This is a genomic window from Nocardia coffeae (genome assembly GCF_019890715.1).
GTDB classification, from domain to species: domain Bacteria; phylum Actinomycetota; class Actinomycetes; order Mycobacteriales; family Mycobacteriaceae; genus Nocardia; species Nocardia jiangxiensis.
In genome coordinates this window covers 224892-242520 of record NZ_JAINZY010000002.1, presented here as the reverse complement: position 1 = coordinate 242520, position 17629 = coordinate 224892, and the positions used below count along the sequence as shown (strand labels likewise).

Annotated in this window: 18 protein-coding genes and 1 pseudogene; 4 read left to right on the top strand and 15 right to left on the bottom strand. The window is 66.3% G+C overall.

The genetic code is table 11. The features are described 5' to 3' along the window. Positions 1–52: 52 nt before the first annotated feature. From K7711_RS10235 to K7711_RS10205, 7 genes are all read right to left on the bottom strand, one after another. A complete protein-coding gene (locus K7711_RS10235) occupies positions 53–583 on the bottom strand; it encodes a hypothetical protein (RefSeq protein WP_222967460.1) in 531 nt (176 codons plus the stop codon). A gap of 99 nt (positions 584–682) precedes the next feature. Further along, positions 683–1303 (bottom strand): TetR/AcrR family transcriptional regulator, encoded by a 621-nt coding sequence (locus K7711_RS10230; RefSeq protein ID WP_222967458.1) that lies wholly within the window; start codon positions 1301–1303, stop codon positions 683–685. A gap of 94 nt (positions 1304–1397) precedes the next feature. After that, on the bottom strand, positions 1398–2876 hold the full coding sequence (locus K7711_RS10225; protein ID WP_222967456.1) for an aldehyde dehydrogenase family protein: 1479 nt from the start codon (positions 2874–2876) through the stop codon (positions 1398–1400). Further along, on the bottom strand, positions 2873–4444 hold the full coding sequence (locus K7711_RS10220; protein ID WP_222967454.1) for a class I adenylate-forming enzyme family protein: 1572 nt from the start codon (positions 4442–4444) through the stop codon (positions 2873–2875). Before K7711_RS10220 ends, K7711_RS10225 begins: the two co-directional genes overlap by 4 nt. Before the next feature lie 4 nt (positions 4445–4448). Then, a complete protein-coding gene (locus K7711_RS10215) occupies positions 4449–5978 on the bottom strand; it encodes an AMP-binding protein (RefSeq protein WP_222967453.1) in 1530 nt (509 codons plus the stop codon). Between the two features lie 14 nt (positions 5979–5992). After that, entirely contained in the window at positions 5993–7075 is a 1083-nt protein-coding gene (locus tag K7711_RS10210) for an LLM class flavin-dependent oxidoreductase (protein WP_308014617.1), read from the bottom strand. 17 nt (positions 7076–7092) lie between these two features. Further along, entirely contained in the window at positions 7093–7896 is an 804-nt protein-coding gene (locus tag K7711_RS10205; RefSeq protein ID WP_235746991.1) for a hypothetical protein, read from the bottom strand. 118 nt (positions 7897–8014) lie between these two features. Here K7711_RS10205 and K7711_RS10200 point away from each other — a divergent pair, with 118 nt between their 5' ends. The 4 genes and pseudogenes from K7711_RS10200 (at position 8015) to K7711_RS10190 (ending at position 10274) form a co-directional block, all read left to right on the top strand. Continuing rightward, positions 8015–9175 carry a thiolase C-terminal domain-containing protein gene (locus K7711_RS10200; RefSeq protein WP_235746990.1) on the top strand — a complete coding sequence of 387 codons (1161 nt, stop codon included), beginning with the start codon at positions 8015–8017 and terminating at the stop codon, positions 9173–9175. After that, positions 9172–9306: pseudogene (locus tag K7711_RS49265) on the top strand (Zn-ribbon domain-containing OB-fold protein); the annotation flags it as partial. The gene K7711_RS10200 and the pseudogene K7711_RS49265, both read left to right, overlap by 4 nt. A 24-nt stretch (positions 9307–9330) precedes the next feature. After that, positions 9331–9591 carry an OB-fold domain-containing protein gene (locus K7711_RS47460; protein ID WP_235746989.1) on the top strand — a complete coding sequence of 87 codons (261 nt, stop codon included), beginning with the start codon at positions 9331–9333 and terminating at the stop codon, positions 9589–9591. Between the two features lie 26 nt (positions 9592–9617). Beyond that, on the top strand, positions 9618–10274 hold the full coding sequence (locus K7711_RS10190) for a TetR/AcrR family transcriptional regulator (protein ID WP_222967449.1): 657 nt from the start codon (positions 9618–9620) through the stop codon (positions 10272–10274). 13 nt (positions 10275–10287) lie between these two features. On the opposite strand, the gene K7711_RS10185 is transcribed toward K7711_RS10190, so the two are convergent. From K7711_RS10185 to K7711_RS10150, 8 genes are all read right to left on the bottom strand, one after another. Then, entirely contained in the window at positions 10288–11211 is a 924-nt protein-coding gene (locus K7711_RS10185; RefSeq protein WP_222967447.1) for a cyclase family protein, read from the bottom strand. 13 nt (positions 11212–11224) lie between these two features. Next, positions 11225–11980: an SDR family NAD(P)-dependent oxidoreductase gene (locus K7711_RS10180; RefSeq protein ID WP_222967446.1), complete on the bottom strand. Its 756-nt coding sequence runs from the start codon at positions 11978–11980 to the stop codon at positions 11225–11227. After that, on the bottom strand, positions 11977–12414 hold the full coding sequence (locus K7711_RS10175) for a Zn-ribbon domain-containing OB-fold protein (RefSeq protein ID WP_222967444.1): 438 nt from the start codon (positions 12412–12414) through the stop codon (positions 11977–11979). Before K7711_RS10175 ends, K7711_RS10180 begins: the two co-directional genes overlap by 4 nt. Before the next feature lie 36 nt (positions 12415–12450). After that, positions 12451–13836 carry an MFS transporter gene (locus K7711_RS10170; protein WP_372460120.1) on the bottom strand — a complete coding sequence of 462 codons (1386 nt, stop codon included), beginning with the start codon at positions 13834–13836 and terminating at the stop codon, positions 12451–12453. A gap of 250 nt (positions 13837–14086) precedes the next feature. Then, positions 14087–14737, bottom strand: coding sequence for a TetR/AcrR family transcriptional regulator (locus K7711_RS10165; RefSeq protein ID WP_222967439.1), 651 nt, complete (start codon positions 14735–14737; stop codon positions 14087–14089). Positions 14738–14937: 200 nt separating this feature from the next. After that, positions 14938–15870 (bottom strand): SDR family NAD(P)-dependent oxidoreductase, encoded by a 933-nt coding sequence (locus K7711_RS10160; RefSeq protein WP_222967436.1) that lies wholly within the window; start codon positions 15868–15870, stop codon positions 14938–14940. Continuing rightward, positions 15867–16676, bottom strand: coding sequence for an SDR family NAD(P)-dependent oxidoreductase (locus K7711_RS10155; protein ID WP_222967427.1), 810 nt, complete (start codon positions 16674–16676; stop codon positions 15867–15869). Before K7711_RS10155 ends, K7711_RS10160 begins: the two co-directional genes overlap by 4 nt. Further along, complete coding sequence (locus tag K7711_RS10150; protein WP_222967425.1) at positions 16677–17513, bottom strand: MaoC/PaaZ C-terminal domain-containing protein; 837 nt, start codon at positions 17511–17513, stop codon at positions 16677–16679. Between the last annotated feature and the right edge of the window lie 116 nt (positions 17514–17629).

Here is a 17629-nt window from a genome sequence, read left to right as displayed (position 1 = left end):
GGGGCGTCGGCCGGATCGGCGCGAGCCGGGATCCCCGACACGCGCCGAACGATCAGTTGCGGAAGTGAAGCGTGTGGCGGGCCCCCGCCAGCACGCGGAGCTTGTTCACCAGTCGGCTCAGATCGGCAGCGACGGTGACGTCGGACCAGTCACATCCGTTGGCTTCCAGGCTGATATCGGCGGGATCCACCCACAGGCCCGGGCCGACAGGGCGACATCCGAGGTCACGCGCGGCGGCGCACATCCACGCCAGTTGGCTCGACACGGCCGAGACGTCGGCGCCCACGCCGATCAGGCCTACCGGGAGCCCAGCGGGCCCTGCGGCGATCGAGCCGATCCGGCGCTCGAACTCCTCGGCCGGCGATTGTCCGGCCGAGGATCGGAAACAAACCAACAGCCCGCAGACCTCCTCGCTCATCGGGGCGGCCAGGCCCAGAGCCGTGCGGAGAACAGCGGGCACGATGTCGTCATCGCCGATCGCGGCGGCCACGATCCGCGGCCGCTTTCCCGGCGACACCGGTGGCATCCCGGCAAAGTTCGAATCCTCGGCAACAACGTTGTCGATCGAGAGCATCGCAGTCATGAGCTTTCTCACATCCATAGAACCGACACTCCCGATGTAACCGTAGTCACTGAGATTAGTCAATGGACTCTGAGTCTTCTAATTGCACTACCAGGCTCGCTAGGACCTGCTGGAACGCACTTTCAACGCCGCACACCACATGTCGGTGAGCACTTCGAGCAGTTCGGGGCGGTCGACGTCCCAGCCGTGCGTCGACCATCGCAGGAACAACTGCTGCAGTTGGCTGAACAGCACGGTCGCCCGTGCCCGCGCCTGCAGATGCGTCCACTTGGCGTTCTTCTCCAAGGCGGCGGTCAGCAGCTCGATGTCCTGATCGAAGCTGGCCTGCTGCTGCTCACGCACCGCAGCCTCGACGGCCCCGGCCTCCCCCAGCGCGGCAAACGCCGCATGCGTGCTCTCCCAGATATCGATGGTGTGGCCGAGCCAGGTCTGGATCTTGTCGCGACGCGGGGCGGGTGCGAGCTCGAACAACTCGGCGTAGATGGGGTCGAACTGCTCGCCCAGCCGCCGCAGCACCTCCAGCGCGACCTCGGCCTTCGACTTGAAATGTAGATAGAAGGTCGCCCGAGTGGTACCGGCTGTGGCGGTGATGTCATCGATCGTCGTCGCGACATATCCCTTGGCCGCGAAGCATTCCACCGCGCCTTCCGCGAGCCGTTCCCGCGTCAGTTCACGGTGTAGCTCACGAACGGATCCCCGTCGCTTGGCCGGGCCGGACATGGGCACTCCTGTCGAGTTCTGTTGTCGCATCAGCGGCACCGGGCCGGTGCGCTATCCAACGCTAACCCGTGCCCGCCTCCCACCGGAGCGCCCCTCATACCCCGTGTTCGATCCACACACTCTTGTGTTCGAGCCATTCGTGCAGAGCGTGCGGGCCGTTGGATACTCCGTTGCCGCTCTGCTTGTGGCCGCCGAACGGCAGCGCCCAGTGCAGCCGCCGGTATGTGTTGACCCATACCGTACCGGCGCGCAAGGCCCCGGCCATGCGGTGCACCCGCCCGAGATCCCGGCTCCAAACCCCTGCTGCCAGACCATAAGCGGTTCCGTTTGCCAGCTCCACGGCCTGCTCGTCCGAGGAGAACGGAACGGCGACGGCTACGGGACCGAAGATCTCCTCCTGGCAGATCCGCAATCCGTTGTCCTCGGTCGCGAACAGAGTCGGCTCCACGAAATACCCGTTGCGCAACGGATTATCGGCTTGGAACAACTCGGGCGCGGTGCGTCCGCCGAACACCCGCCGGGCACCTTCTGCCACCCCGAGATCGAGGTAGTCACACACCTTCGCGTACTGCTGGTCGAAGGCCAATGGCCCCATACCGGTCGAGGAATCCAGCGGATCGCCCAGCACGATCTGCCCCGCGATATCGCGGACCCGTTCGAGGAGATCATCGAAGATACTGTCCTGCACCAGGATTCGAGATCCCGCGATACAGGCCTGCCCGGCACTGCCGGTGAAGATACCGGCGGCCACACCAGCGGCGGCGGCATCGAGATCGGCGTCCGCGAAGACGATATTGGGCGACTTGCCGCCGAGTTCCAGGCTCAGCGCCTTCATATTGCCGGTCGAACGGGCGGTGATCCGGCGGCCCGTCGCGGTCGACCCGGTGAAACCGACTTTCGCCACATCCGGATGGTCGACCAGAGCCTCGCCCGCCGCCGCTCCCTCGCCGCAGACGATATTGACCAGCCCGGGCGGGATACCTGCGTCCTCGAGCAGCCGGGCCACGATGAGGATCGAAACCGACGCTCGCTCCGGCGGTTTGACCACCACGCCGTTGCCGGCCGCCAGCGCCGCGGAGACCTTCGCCAGGAACATCGCCAGCGGGGCATTCCACGGAATGATCACGCCCACAACGCCGTACGGCTCCAGAGCCGAATACGTCAGCGCCGAGGGCGCCAGCGACACCGTCTGCCCGGTGATGGTCTCGGCGAGTCCGGCGTGGAATTCGATCTGCATCGCCGCGCCCAGGACGGCGGGCCGCGTCTCGGCGACCGCCCGCCCGTTGTCGGTCGACTCGACGCGCCACAACTCCTCGGCGTGATCTCGTACGACCACCGCCAGCCGGCGCAGTACCCCGGCTCGGTCCGCGGCAGTGCGGTTGCGCCAGGCCCGCGCGGCTCGGTGTGCGGCGGATACGGCCGCGTCGATGTCGGCGGCAGCGCCCGCCGGGATGCGCGCCCAGGTGCGGCCGGTCGCGGGGTTGACGCTGTCGATCCACCCCCCGGCGTGGGCTTCGCGGAACTCACCATCGATGTAGTGCGGAAAATCGACGACGGTGTCGAGTGCGGTCATATCCGGCTCCTCTGCTCGGGGGCTTGTTCCACCAGGTGACCCCACCGTTGACGCACCTCACGGCGCAGCAGCTTTCCCCGTCCCCCGGATCCGTCGTCGGCGTGCGGCATGCTGTCGGCGATGACGACGAGGTCGGGCAGATCGTCTGCGGGAAGCCGATCCGCCAGCGCGCCGGATACCTTGTCCGGATCCAAGCTCGTTCCGAGCTTCGGACTGACAACCAGGAGCATCGTCTGCTCGGACGCCTCCGCCGGGAGACCGATGACGACCGCTTCGGAGACGTCCTCGATCCCGGTGGCCGCATCCTCGATCGGCAGCGGCGCGATGAACCGTCCGCCGCGCAGGACTGCGTCGGTTTTCCGGCCGAGTACCGACAGTCGACCCTGTTCGTCGAGGATGCCGAGGTCACCGCCGATGAACCAGCCGTCGCGTAGCGCGCCGCCGGTGGCCTCGGGCTGCCCGTCGTAGCCGGTCATCACGTGCGGGCCCGAAATCTGGATCTCCCCGGACTGCCCGACGACCCGGCGACCGTCCTGGTCCACCACGCGCACAGCGGTGCCCGAACGTGCCCATCCCACAACGTTTTCCGGCACGAGGTCGCGTCGCGCGATCGCACTGTAGGGCGCCTCGGTCTGCCCGAAGTAGCCGTACAGCGCAAGCTGCGGGAAGCGCTGGCGGATTCGCTGCTGCATCGCAGGCAGCAGCGGTTCGCCGCCCAGCAGCGCGACGCGCAGCGAGCTCAGGTCCGCCGACGCATGGGCATCGGTCGACAGCAGCTCGGAGAAGAAGCTCGGGGTGACGCTGATGTGCGTAATCCGCTCTCGTGGGACGGATTCCAGAAAAGCATCCGGCCCGAAGCTCTCCTCCAACGCGAGCCGGGCGCCCCCGGCGAGCGCGGGGGCCGCGACCGCGACGAATCCGATCCCCCAGATGATCGGCCCGGTGCCGACGACGGCGCCGCGTCCCAAGGGGACATCGAGCCACAGCCGCTCGGCGGTGGCCAGTGCGCTGGAATGTGTATGCGCCACCGCCTTCGGCAGGCCCGTCGATCCCGACGTGAAGTACAACGCCAGCAATTCGTCCCCGCCGCAAGCGATCTGCGGCGGCGCCTCGGTCGCCAACGCGGTCAGATCGTCCAGGTCGACGGCGTCCGTACCAGGCCCGCCGACGCGGATCCAGCGCCGGATCTCGGGAAGTCTCGGCCGCAGCTGGGCGACGAGTTCGTCGAACCGAGCGCCGTACACGAAGGCACTCGCCCCACCGCGCGTGACCACCGCGGCGAGGACATCCGGGTCCCAATACGGGTTCAGCGCCATCAGCACCATGCCCGACTTCGCCTGGGCCAGATAGACTTCCACCACCGCCAGGGGCGAGTCGAGGAGGGTGGCGACCCGCTCCCCCGGAGCGAGCCCCGCGGCGATCAGAGCGTGTGCCCGCCGGTTGACCCGCGCGTCGAGTTCGGCGTAGCTGAACCGATCACGCCCCGCGAAGGTGAGAGCGGTGCCGTCGGGGTCGCGGTCGCGTTGCGCCGTCAGCACCGCATGCCCGAAGTTGGCAAAGCGATTCATGTTGTCACCCTTGCTGATTCGTCTGACCGCCCGGATATCCGCCACCGCCGTACCGGGTATCGAGCAGGTCGTAGTCGGGTGTGAAGCCTCGCCGCGGTATCTCCTCGACGACGATCACGTCCTTGGGTTTCTTGTAGGAGGCGATGCGGTCACGCGTGTACGCGATCAGGTCGTCTCCGGACACTTCGCAGCCCGGCTCGAGCACCACTACCGCGACCACGTTCTGCCCCCACACCGGATCCGGTCGCCCGATGACCGCCGCACCGGACACATCGGGATGCCCGGTAAGCGCGCGCTCCACCTCGGCCGGGTAGATGTTCTCCCCGCCGGATTTGATCATCCGCAGCTTCGGACCCAGAAAGCTGATCGTGCCGTCGCTTTCGCGGCGGCCGAGGTCGCCGGTGTGGTGCCAGCCGCCCCTGAGCTTGGCCGTGGTCAGTTCGGGGCGATTGAAGTAGCCGCTGAAAATATGCGGGCCGCGGGCCACGATCTCGCCGATCTCACCATCGGGCACCTCGTGGTCGTCCGGGTCGACGAGCCGGACCTGCACCAGGAGACTGGGCCGCCCGCTGGCACCGACACCATTCAGCCCCAGCGCGTGGTAGGTCAGCATCCCGCCCACTTCGGTCTGCCCATACCCGGCCAGCGATCGGCCCCACGGACTCGTATCGACGGTGATCATCGAGTTCCAGTCGTCGTCGGCCGGGGCGAACCGCAGGCTCGACAGATCGAAACGCCGACCTCTGTTCGCCTCGACCAGCTGGCTGATCATCGCGGGAAACAGCACCGCGGCCTGACACCGTTCGCGCTCGATGAGCAAGCAGGCCAGTTCCGGGTCGAACGTCGGCAGCACGACGTTCGTGCCGCCGAACACCAGTGTGGTGACCGCGAACATCATGGTTCCGACGTGGAACAGCGGCCCGGAGTCCAGGCAGACGAATCCCTCCTCCACCTGTCTGACCGCACCGAGCATCATGCTGTGGGCGAGCAACGCCCGCTGGGCCAGGAGGGCTCCGTTGGGGTGGCCGTCGAACGCGGCGGTGTACAACAGCAGGAGCGGATCTTCCTCGGACACAGGCGATTCCGGATCATCAGCGGGATGCACTGCCAGCCAGGACTCGTAGTCGTCCGGGCCGTTCCCGTTGTGGCACACCCACCGGCCCGGCGCGTCCGCGCGAATCGGATCCAGCGCCGCCTCGAGCGGTCCCGCTTCCCACACCACCACCGCAGGCCGCAGATCCTCCAGGACGAAGCGCAGTTCCTCGCTGCTCTGCCGCCAGTTGGCCGGGCACAGTACCGCGCCGATCTTGGCGCAGGCGACCAGGAGCTCGACGATGCGGAACGAGTTGACGCCCAGCCAGAGCACCCGTCCGCCATGCCCCACGCCGGCCGCGACCAGGGCGTTGGCCAGACGATTCGACCGCTCGTCGAGCTGCGCGTAGTTGAACCGGTGTTCGCCGTCGACCAGCGCGGTGACGTGTGCCCGGCTGCGCCGATGCTCGCGCACGACATCGGCGACCGTCAGCTGATGCATGAGTTCTTCTCCCGTCACCGGAACGCCGGAATGACTTCCTTGGCGAAGAAGGTGATCGCCCGTTTCATATCCTCGAACGGGATGTGGCGGGTACTGCCGAAGTCGCACATCAGGTGGTTGAATCCGAACTCCTGCAACATCGCCACCTGGCCGATCACCCGCTCGGGATCGCCGATCACCTCCAGCTGCTCCCACCGGAAGTCGGCATCGACGGTGCCGCCCTTGAGGTATCGGCCCTCCCAGAACTCGAAGCCTTTGGCCACCGATCCGGTCTTGGTATCGATGGGCGCGCTCTTCTCGTTGAAGATCCGGCCGCGGTCGAACGCCTTCTCGAATGCGGCCTGGTCGGCCTTGGCCTGCTCGATCGTCGGCGCCAGCCACACCGAACGGGACACGACCAGATCCACATCGGCGGTGTCGTGACCGGCCTCCCGCGCGATGCGATGCCAGGTCTCCGCCGCCGTGCGCACCTTGCGGAACGGCGCCGCCGGATCCGCGAGAATCGGCAGGCCACGACGGGCATAGAGCTCGACCGTCTCCGGGCTCACCGCGGCGACGTGGATCGGCGGGTGCGGCGTCTGCAGCGGCCGCGGGCTCAGGTCGACCTCGCCGGTGCGGTAGAACCGGCCCTCGTGCTGGAAGGTCGGATTGGTCCAGAGTCCGGTGATCACGTCCAGCGATTCGTCGAACCGGTCGCGGGCCTCACCCAGATCCTGCCCGAAGCCGTCGAATTCGATGCTCTGGTAGCCGCGCCCGACGCCGAGCTCGAGTCGGCCCCCTGACAGCACGTCGAGCTGGGCGGCCTGCTCGGCCACGTGCACCGGGTTGTGCAGCGGCAGCACCACCACGCCGGTACCGAGCCGGATCCGCTCGGTGCGCGCGGCCAGGTAGCCGAGCATGGTGAAGATGTCGGGGACGGTGCCGTAGTCGCGGAAGTGGTGCTCGGACACCCACAGGGCGTCGAACCCCAACTCCTCCAACAACTCTGCTACCCGGACGTTGTAGTCGTACACCTCGGCGATGCTGCGCTGCCGGTCCGGGCGGTGGAACAGCAGGAATGCCGAGAATTTCATCGGACGGCCTTCGGAAGCGGGCACGGGAATTCCTTTCCGGGTCAGGGCTGGGTGGGTGCGAGCACCGAGCCGGGGAACGGGGCCAGCAGCGTTTCCCGCCATGGACCGTCCAGGTACTGGCGAGAGGTCTTGCGCCAGTCCAGGATTCGCGGGTCCGCAGTGGCTCCGGCATCGAGGCCGACGGCGGCGTCGTAGGCGCGCTGCACTTCGATGTGCGAGTCCATATCGGTTCCCCAGAACGTCACGACCTCGCTGTCGGACAGCAGGACCTCGTACAGACCGATGAGGCGATGGCCGTGGTCGGCGAGGATCGGCGCCCGCTCCTCACGCACCGCGGCGAGGTAGTCCAGCGCCGCGCCCGGACGCACGTGCGCGATCTCGTGCAGGAAGAAGGGGGCGGTGTACTTCTCACGGCGGACGTCCTGCAGGTCGGGAGTTCCCTCGACCGCACCCATGGGGCGAGAGAACGCCTTGTGCCGCAGCCCGTCGATCGAGGACAGGAACAGCTCGGGTTTGACGCCGTCGTAGATGTCCAGCATCTGCCGCCAACCACCGTCCCAGCCGCCGTGGCAGTCCCACAGCGTCACGGCTTTGAACTGCTCGTGACCGGAAATTCCGATGGCGTAGAACGCGCCGATCAGGTCGATCGCCCGTGACCGCACCGACAGGCCGGAGGTCAGTTCGGCCGCGCTGTCCTCACGCGCCTCGTCTTCTTTCTTGTAGTCCACCAGCCACTGCAGGTAATCCCGCGGAGCGCGCGAGGTCATGGGGTGGAAGTAGACCTCTTCGAGCAGGTAGATCCCGCGCATCGGCCATCCCTTCGATTTGAGCAAGTGCTTGGTCATGAAGATACGGTGACCGGCCCCGGCACGTCAATGCGGGCTCCCACTTCAGCGCGGATCATTGACTCGAGCACCAGGTTCGAGCAAAGTGTTTGAGCAAATGCTTGGTTAGGAGGTGGGGATGTCCGACTTTCTGCGCGACCGCGCGGCGATCGTCGGGATCGGCTGGACGCCGTACTCGAAGAATTCGGGTGTGAGCACCCTGGAATTGGCGCTGCGGGCCATCGCCGCGGCGGCGGACGACGCGGGCCTGCGGCCGTCCGACATCGACGGATTCATCACGCACAGCGTCGGTGACTCCGCGACGGCCGCCAGTGTCGCCGCATGCGTGGGGGTTCCGGACCCGCACGTCGTGCTCGACCTGGTGGGCGGTGGAAGTATGTCCGCGGCGACCGTGGGCGCGGCGGCCATGGCCGTGGCCACCGGGCAGGCCGACACCGTGGTGTGCTGGCGTGCGCTCAACGCACGCTCGGAATTCCGGATGGGCGGCACCGGGCGGGCCGCCCCGGCGCTGACCGAATTCCAGTACCAGACGCCGTACGGCCTGTTCGCGCCGCCGCAGCAGTACGCGCTCGTCGCGCAGGCGTACATGGACGCTTCCGGTGCGACGGCCGAGGATCTGGCCGCCGTCGCGATCACGCAGCGAGACAACGCATCCCACAATCCCCGGGCGATGATGCGGACCCCGTTGACGCTCGACGCCTACCTGGCCGCGCCGTGGATATCCGACCCGCTGCGCCTCTACGATTGCTGCCTGGAAACCGATGCCGCCGTGGCCGTGGTGGTGACCACCGCCGAGCGAGCTCGTGATCTTGACACACCGCCGATTCTCATCAGCGGGGCAGCCACCGGCGGAGGCCACAGTCTGTATTCCGGGGCACGCACGGATTATTCGATCAGCGCGGCCGCGGACCTGGCCCCGCGACTGTACGACAATGCCGGGCTCGGACCCGAGGATATCGACATCGCCCAGCTCTACGACGCCTTCACTCCCCTGGTGCTCATGCAACTCGAAGATTATCGACTCGTCCCCCGCCATTCCGCGCCGGAATTCGTCGCCGCGGGCAATACGAAGGTGGGTGGCCAACTGCCGGTCAATACCCACGGCGGACATTTGTCCGAGGGCTACGTCCACGGCCTCAACCACGTCATCGAGGCCGCGCTCCAATTGCGCGGCACCGCCGCATTACAAGTTCCCGGCGCCGAGGTCGCACTCTGTACCGGGCAGCCGGGATACGTGTCGGGCGTGAGCTCGGCCCTGATTCTGCGAGCCGACCGATGATGCGCCCGAATATCGATCGCGACTCGAGCGCGTGGTGGTCCGCACTCGCCGAGCACCGCCTGGTCGTACAACGTTGTTCTCGGTGCGCCACATACCGTTTCGCGCCACGCGCGCTGTGCCCGCAGTGCGGTTCGTTCGATTGGGATTGGGCACAGATGAGCGGATCCGGCACCGTGGCGAGCTGGACGGTGACGCATCGACGATTCCTCCCCCAGTTCGAGACGCCGTATACCGTTCTGCTGGTCAGGCTCGCCGAGGCCGATAACATCCTCGTTCCGGGCGGTTGGGCGGGCGATCCCGACGGGACCGGCCTACACATCGGCCTGACGGTGCACGTGCAGTACGTGGAAATGCCCGATGAATCCGGCGAACCCGCGATAACACTGCTGCAATGGGCAAGTCAGGATCTGAACTAGCGCTTGGGTAATGACATACTGATTCCATGACTCCAGCACGACGACCGGCCGCCAAGAAGGCATCCCCGCGAGCGCGCGTACAGCCCGAGGAACAACGGAGCGAGGCGTTCTCCCAGCGCCGTCAGGCAATGCTCGAGGTCGCCGCGGAACTGTTCGCTGAACAAGGATTCCGATCGACGACGGTCCGCCAGATCGGCACCGCCGCGGGTGTGTTGTCCGGCAGCCTGTACCACCACTTCGAGTCGAAGGAGGCCATCGCGGACGACATCCTCTCGTCGTACTTCGATGGCCTCCTGACGACCTACAAGGAAATCATCGCCGAGAACGACAACCCGGGGACCACGTTGCGCGAACTCATCCGCGCCGCGTTCGCCTCGCTCGGGCCGCACCGCGCCGCGATCACCGTCCTGCAGAACGAGGGCGAATACCTCAGGCAGTTCCCCCGGTTCGCCTACCTGACCAAAATGGAGAACGATATCCGGCGCATGTGGGTCAAGGTGCTCGAGGAGGGCGTAGAGCTCGACCTCTTTCGGGACGACCTCGACCCGCGCATCACCTATCGCTTCATTCGCGACTCCATCTGGGTTGTGGTCCGCTGGTTCGCGCCTTCCGGGCGGCTGTCTTCCGACCAACTCGCCGAGGAATACATCAAGCTGACGATGGGTGGATTGGAAAAGTCCTGACGCAGATCCGCTACTAGATAACAGCCAGCGGAGTGAGCGGGCTGGCGGTTCCGCCCGCTATCTGCAACGGAGCGGCGATGAACAGGAACTCCGCACTCCCGGCAACCGCCAGTTCTTCGAGCCAGAGCATCTCCAGCAGGTACACCCCGTGCTCCCAGAGCGTGAGCAGATGGATGTCCTCGTCGAGAGTGCCCGGGAATCCGCCGTCGGCGTCGATCGCGCCCACAGCCGCGTTGTCCGCGGCGATGGCGACGACCTCTTGGTCGACCAGCCAGCGCCCCGCCGAGTAGGCCAGCCCCGGCTGCGCTCCCTGATACCTTTCCGGATCCTCGGCGTACACCCGGGGCCAACCTGTGCGCACTAACACCACATCGCCGCTGCGCGGTTGCACGCCAGCGGTTTTCGCGCATTCCTGCAACAGCTCGGCATCGATCGTCCGCTCGGCGGGTACGTAGTCGACGCCGAGGTGTCCGGCGACGTCGAGCAGCAACCCCCGGGTCACGATGCCCCCGAGTCGTTCGATCCCGCATCGGGTCGCGCCGTAGCTGCGGATGCGGTCGGCGGCCAGCCCGTTGTAGAGCGTGTCGTATCGCCAGACGTGTGCGAGGGCGTCGATATGCGTCGTCGTTCCGTGCGGCGACACGATGAGCGCGTCATCGGACATCCCCATGTCGCCCTTTATCTTTCGGACACCAGCCGCATAGTCGCCGCCATCGACGGACATGAAGTGCTGCGGCAGCGGACGTCCGGGCAGATGCGGGACACGTTGCGCGCCACCGTTGGAAGTGGCGCCCTGGATCGGCATCGCCAGCGGCAGTACTCGCCCAGTGCGGACCGAGCCGAGTGCTCGGAGAACGACGTCGGAGGTCAGCAGATTGGCCGCGCCACGCTCGTCGTCCCGGCCCCAGCGCCCCCAGTTACCCCGTGAATCCACCATCGAGAACCTTCCTTCAGAGCATCGTGACGCCGCCGGAGACACTGACGGTCTGCCCGGTGACGTATCCGGCGTCGGGGCCGGCCAGGAATCCGACGTAGGCCGCGACTTCCTCCGCGGTGCCGACCCGTCGCGCGGGAATGCCGCGAAGGAGCGAGCCGAGCAGGTCGGGGTTGGCTTCGGCGTTGTTGCGAAGCATGGGCGTATCGATCAGCCCGGGGCACAGCACATTGCTCGTGATGCCGTGCTTGGCGACCTCACGGGCGACGGATTTCGCGAGGCCGAACAAGCCCGCCTTGCAGGCCGCGTAGACGCTCTCACCGCCCGCACCCACGCGCGCGGCGTCGGTGGCGATATAAACCATTCTGCCCCAGCCTCTTTCGATCATGACCGGAAGCAGAGCCTGGGTCAGCTGCATCGGCGCGCGCAGGTTGATCCGCCACATCCGATCCCAGCTCGCGGGGTCGCTGTTCAGCAGCCGCTGCACCACGCTGAGTCCGGCATTGTTGATCAGAATATCGACGCCACCACACAGGGTTCGGACGGAATCGATGCACTCCGTGATGCTGTCCGGATCGGCCAGGTCCACCTCGATCACCTGCGCTCCAGGAAGGGGGCGCGCGACTTCGCGAGCGGATTTCCCGTCGATGTCCGCGATCAGGACGGTGGCGCCACGAGCGGTCAGGTCGGCCGCGATCGCCGCGCCGATCCCGCTGGCGCCCCCGGTGATCAGTGCGCTCTTCCCGGACAGCTCATCCTCGGGAATTGTCATCGGTCCTCCTCGACCACACGGAAATTGGGAATCGGGCCGAACCCGTCGAGTTGTTCGAAACTCACCTCGACCGGCATGCCGATGTATGCCTGCGGGGTCCGCGGCCCCAGCACATTGCCGAAGACCCGGACATCCGGCACACCGTCGAGTGCCACCCATGCGATGACGTACGGCACCCGATCGTCGAAACCCGGTGCGGCAGTGCGATGTACGACGGAGAACGTCTCGATTCGGCCACGCCCGCGCACCCGCTCGAACCGCCGATCCACGCTGCCGCAATGCCTGCAGATGTCCAGCGGCGGATGAGTGAACCGGCGGCATTCGACACAGCGTTGCAGCGCAAGCTCACCACGCCGTGCAGCGGCCCAGTACGGATCCGTCACCGTCGTCGACTCCGGAACAGGTCGTTGTCCAGTCACTGCCACCTCCGACATCACACCCTATGTTAAACCTAGCGCTTGCTCAACTGATTAGGACGTCGAGGCGACGCCGTCATCGTCGACCACTGGCGAGCGCTTCCCACGGGGCGCCACCACGGCCGCCGCCAGGCCGACCACCGTCAACCCGATAGTCAGGACATACGCGGTCACGAAGCCCGAGTTCGCGTAGATGGGCGCGCCCGCAGCCGTGGTCAACGTATGTCCGGCGAGGATGGCGAAGACCACCTGTACCGCAATCGCACTGCCGAGCGATCCGACGACATTGACCGTGCTCGCCGTGACGGCCTGCAGCCGCACCGGCGTGGCGGCGATCACGAGGTTCGGGACGACGGCACTGATCAGTCCGCCACCGAATGCGTAGATCGAGTACCCCAGGAGTACCGAGAGGAAGCTCGCGTGCGAAACCGCAAGTGCCACAGAGCCGATGGCGATCAGCACGAATCCGATGAGGCTCGGCAACCGTGCACCGTAGCGGCGAGTCAGCAGTCCGACGAGCACTCCCATCAGCACCGAGATCACACCGGCCGGCGTGGTGATGCGCGCCATGAATCCCGCGTCGCCGCCGAGGCCGTATTCGATCCCCAGCGACCGCGGCGTCTGAACGATGTAGGCCAGAAGAACGAAGTGCACCGCGATAACGCCCTGCGCGACGAACTGCACCACCGCCGTGGTGAGCACCGCACGCCCACGGATGACCGACAGATCGATCAGCGGCTCGGCGGTTCGGCGAGTGTGCACACCCCACAGCGCGAGCAGGATCACCACACCGGCGACACACCCCGCGGTCGCCCCGGACGTCCAGCCCCACTGACCACCCCGGTCGAGTACGAACAACCCGACCGCGATAGCGGCACCCAGCAAGAGCGCACCGAGATAGTCGATCCGGCACCGCGCCCGAAGCGTGGACTCGGGGACGAACACGGCGATCAGCACACCGAGCACGGCCGGAAAGATCGCCAACGCCGTGAACACACCTCGGTACCCGAAATGGTCGATCAGCGCACCCGCCACGATAGGGCCTGTGATGGTGGTGACCCCGATCCCGGCAGTGGCGATGCTGACACCCATCGCAAGCAGGCGCTCGGGAAAAATATCGCGCATCAACGAATAGACCAGGGGCACGATGGCCAGCCCGACCCCCTCCAACGCCCGCCCGGCCAGCACGAATCCGAACGACGGCGCGACGGCGACGACGAGCGACCCCAGAGCCATGCTGCCCGTCACGATGAGCAGCCATTTCTTCTTACCGTCACGGTCCGCGAACTTGCCGATCAACGGCGCGGTGATCGCCCCGGTGACGGTGAACACCGTGGCAACCCAGGCGATATGCGGCGTCGAGAACGCCTTGGATATGTTCGGCAGCGCGGGCGTCACCAGATTGAAGGCATAGGCGACCTCTTCCGACAGCAGCGCCATCAATACGAGGATGCCGATCCAGGCAGTTCTGCTTCGTTCTCGCGTGGGATCCTCCGCCGACGGGGCGTGATTGTCAGTTGAAAATTTCGGGGCATCAGACGGCACTGTCATCGTGGCGCAACTCTCGCATTTGGAAACCGCGGGCAACATCGACCTCGCGTGTGAGGCAGGACACTAATGTGGATCACTTGATCCTGTCAAGTGATCCACATTAGTAGAGCCAAAAACCGAGATCGCCCACGCGATCGGGTCAGGACGCGGCAGAACCGCGGCCGGGCCGGCGCATCAGCGCATCGAGCCCCCCGGCGACGAAATCCACCAGCGCGTCGGAGATGCCGTCATCCACCGGGACTTCGCTGCTGATGTTGGCATCGGCCCAGCGTGCGGCCATCACGATCAAGGTATTGACCGCCAAGGACCACTTGGCGGAGATGTCGTCGCCGCCGACCTCCGGGTAGGCGCGCTCGAGCAGTTGGTACAGAAGTTTGGTGGTGTTGTCCTCCACCGGGAACAGACGCGGGTCATTCGACAGACTCAGCTGCCCGCAAATACTCAGCCAGCGAGACGCTTTCACCGGATCGCTCGACAGGAACTCGCGATACGGCACCGCCAGCAGATCGACCAATTCGCGCCCGTCGAGGGTCCGATCGGATTCGACCGCTTGCTCGGCCAAGTCGTGAATCCGCGCCAGGACCCCCGCCCCCGCATCCAGCAGCACCGCCTCGAGGATCGCGTCCTTGGACCCGAAGTGGTAGTGGGTCGACGCCGCTCCGAGCTTCGCCTCGGCATTGATCGCGCGCACCGACACCTTCGCGACGCCTTCGGTCGCGAACAACTTGCTCGCCGCATCCAGAAGTGCACGACGGGTAGCCGCACCATCGTGCGGACCAGATCGAGGCATGGACTCCGCCCTTTCGGTCAGCTCACCTAGCGCATCGCCCGGTGCCGACCACATGGCCATCGACCACACCGCGACGACTTCAATTATCCGCCTGATTTAATCATGCGATCCACACAACCCTCCATACAGTGCGAACGACGGTCATCGCGGACACCGCAGTCCGCACCGACATGCGGCCGCAGCGATCGCGCGATCATGCACTATGCCTCCGGCATGATTCCCGGCGGCACGCGGTCGGCGGTGCCACTCACACCGGTGATACGCGCAAAGGACGCCTGAAGGGTTCGGCGGGCGGGTTCGGATTCCAGGAATTCGGGAATGTTGTGGCGCGGTCCATCATGCGATGCGCGCAGTGAAAGGCCCCCGTCGACGACCAGGTTCTGTCCGGTCGTATAACTACCCAGGTCGGAAACGAGGAAGAGCACCATGCTCGCCACCTCCGCGACCTTTCCCCTGCGGCCCAGCGGGATCAGCTCGCGCTCCCGGTGGCCGTCCGAACCGGTTCCCGAATGCGCGCGGGGGCTGTCGATGAGGCCCCACGCAACGGAATTGGCGCAGATGCCGAGCGGACCGAGTTCGACTGCCATCGTGCGGGTCGCGGCTTCGAGTGCGCTTCGCGCGGCTCCGTAGGGCGAGAACCACGGCATGGCGCGGCGTGCATCGGAGACCGAGAGATTCACCAGAGACCCGCCACAACCGACCTCGGCCATGCGGAGAGCGGCGATCCGGGAGGTATGCACGGCGTATTCGAAGTTGAGCGCGATGGAGCTCTGCCATTGTGCCGCAGTCAATTCCAGGAAATGTCCGATCTCTGCGGGCGCGACCCCGCCGACGACGTTGACCAGTGAATGCACCGCGATATCGGAGACGGCTTGCTCGAACGCACGGATCCCGGCCTCGGTGGTGACATCGGCGGGTACTCCCGTCACCGCGTCCGCAAAGCGCCCGGCCAACTGTTCCAGGCGCTCGGCCGCATGGTCGACCACCAATACCTTCGCTCCCGACCAAACCAGCATCGCCACTGTCGCGGTACCGACGCCGCCACCAGCACCACCGACGACGACCGCCGTTTGCCCTGCGAGCCCGGGAAATACGGTGTCCGGCACCGGCGGAATCCGAAGCCGCGCAGTCATAGCGGCATCACGCTACCCCCGTTCACACGAATGACCTGTCCGGTCACGTACGACGCGCCATCCCCCGCCAAGAAGCGAACCACGGACGCCACCTCGCCGGGGTGGCCCGGACGTCCCAGCGGTATGGACGAGGACTGATCATCGATGATGCGCTGACGCTTTTCGTCATCTATGGCCCCGTGTTCATCCTGGAAATTGATGTCGGTCATTCCCGTCAGGATGTAGCCGGGCGAGACGGTGTTGACTCGGATTCCCGCCGGTCCCATCTCTCGTGCCAGGCTCCGAGTCAGCTGCAGCACACCGGCTTTCGGGATGCTGTAGGCGGCAAGCTCGCCGACGGCCGCATCCACGGTGCCCGAACCGACGTTGATGATCGAGCCGCCGGATGTCATCGCCGCGGCCGCTGCCTGACAACCGAATACGAGACTCTTGAGATTCAAAGCCAGCCCGCGGTCGAACTCCTCCTCGGTCACCGCGCTGACCGGACCTCGCGAGGTCACCGCCCCGGCGATATTCGCATAGATGTCGAGTCGGCCGTATCGCTCCAGAACCGAACCGACGAGCCGGTGTACCGCACGCGAATCGGTGACATCGACACACGCAGCACTCGCGCCCACACCTGCGGCCACGGCCGCCGCTTCCGCCGCCGCTGCGTCCAGGTCGGCACAGATCACCCTCGCTCCGGAGGCGGCGAGCGCCAACGCACTGGCTCTGCCGATTCCGCTTCCCGCCCCGGTGATCACCGCGACTCGATCGGTCAGTTCGCCATCGCTCGAATGCGTTGGCAGGTCAGGTATCTCAGCCATCTACCGCACCGAGTCACTCACTCCGGCTCCCGGTGCATTTCCTTCGCTATCGAAGACTGCTTCACCGTCGGCCAGAACCGTCGCTCCGGCCGAACCGACGTCGAACCCCACTGTCCTTCCAGCCGTGCCGGCACGCACCGAAAGCACATCGCCGGGGAACACCGGCGACGAGAACCGCGCCGACAGCGCTGACAGTTCCCACGGCTGCGCATCGACGGCCGCCGCGAGACCACGGGCCACGATTCCCAACGTGCACAGCCCGTGCAGTATCGGCCGTGGAAATCCTGCCGACTGCGCCGCAACGGGATCGACATGGATCAGATGCCGATCCCCGGTCAACCGGTACAGCGCTGCCTGATCGCGCCCCGTGGCAATATCGGCGGTCCACTTCTCCTCCCCTGCGGGCCGTTCAGTTCGCGCGGGCCCTCGCTGCCCGCCGAATCCCCCCTGGCCCGGCAGGAAGATCGAATAGGTTGCCGTGAAGTACTCGGACTCGGCGACGATATCGAGAACCGCCGATCGCCCCTTGTCCCACACCGCGTCCACTCTGCCGCGGACGTCGAACTGTCCTTCCGGCGGCAATCGCCGGTGGACGACCAGCCGTTGCGCCCCGTGCAAAGCACTCTCGGGCTCGAAGGCGCCCGCAGCCGAGGCCGCGTCCGCTGCCCAGAGCCCGAGGGTCATAGCGAAGGTCGGCAGCACATGGAGTCTGTCCTCGAAGATCAGATCCAGGTCGTCGGCGTCAGCCCCCACCGCGAGCGCGTACAGGATCACATCACGGTCGGTATAGCCGACGCGCCTGGTCCCGAGATCGACCCCGGCGAACCGCGTAAGCATCAGGCCCACCTCGTGCCGCGAGCGCGGACCGGCTGTCGAAACATGGCCTGCCCGGACGCTGGATCACGCCGGAGCCCCGCACGCGGGTGCCCCCGATCCATTCGAAAGTTGTTATA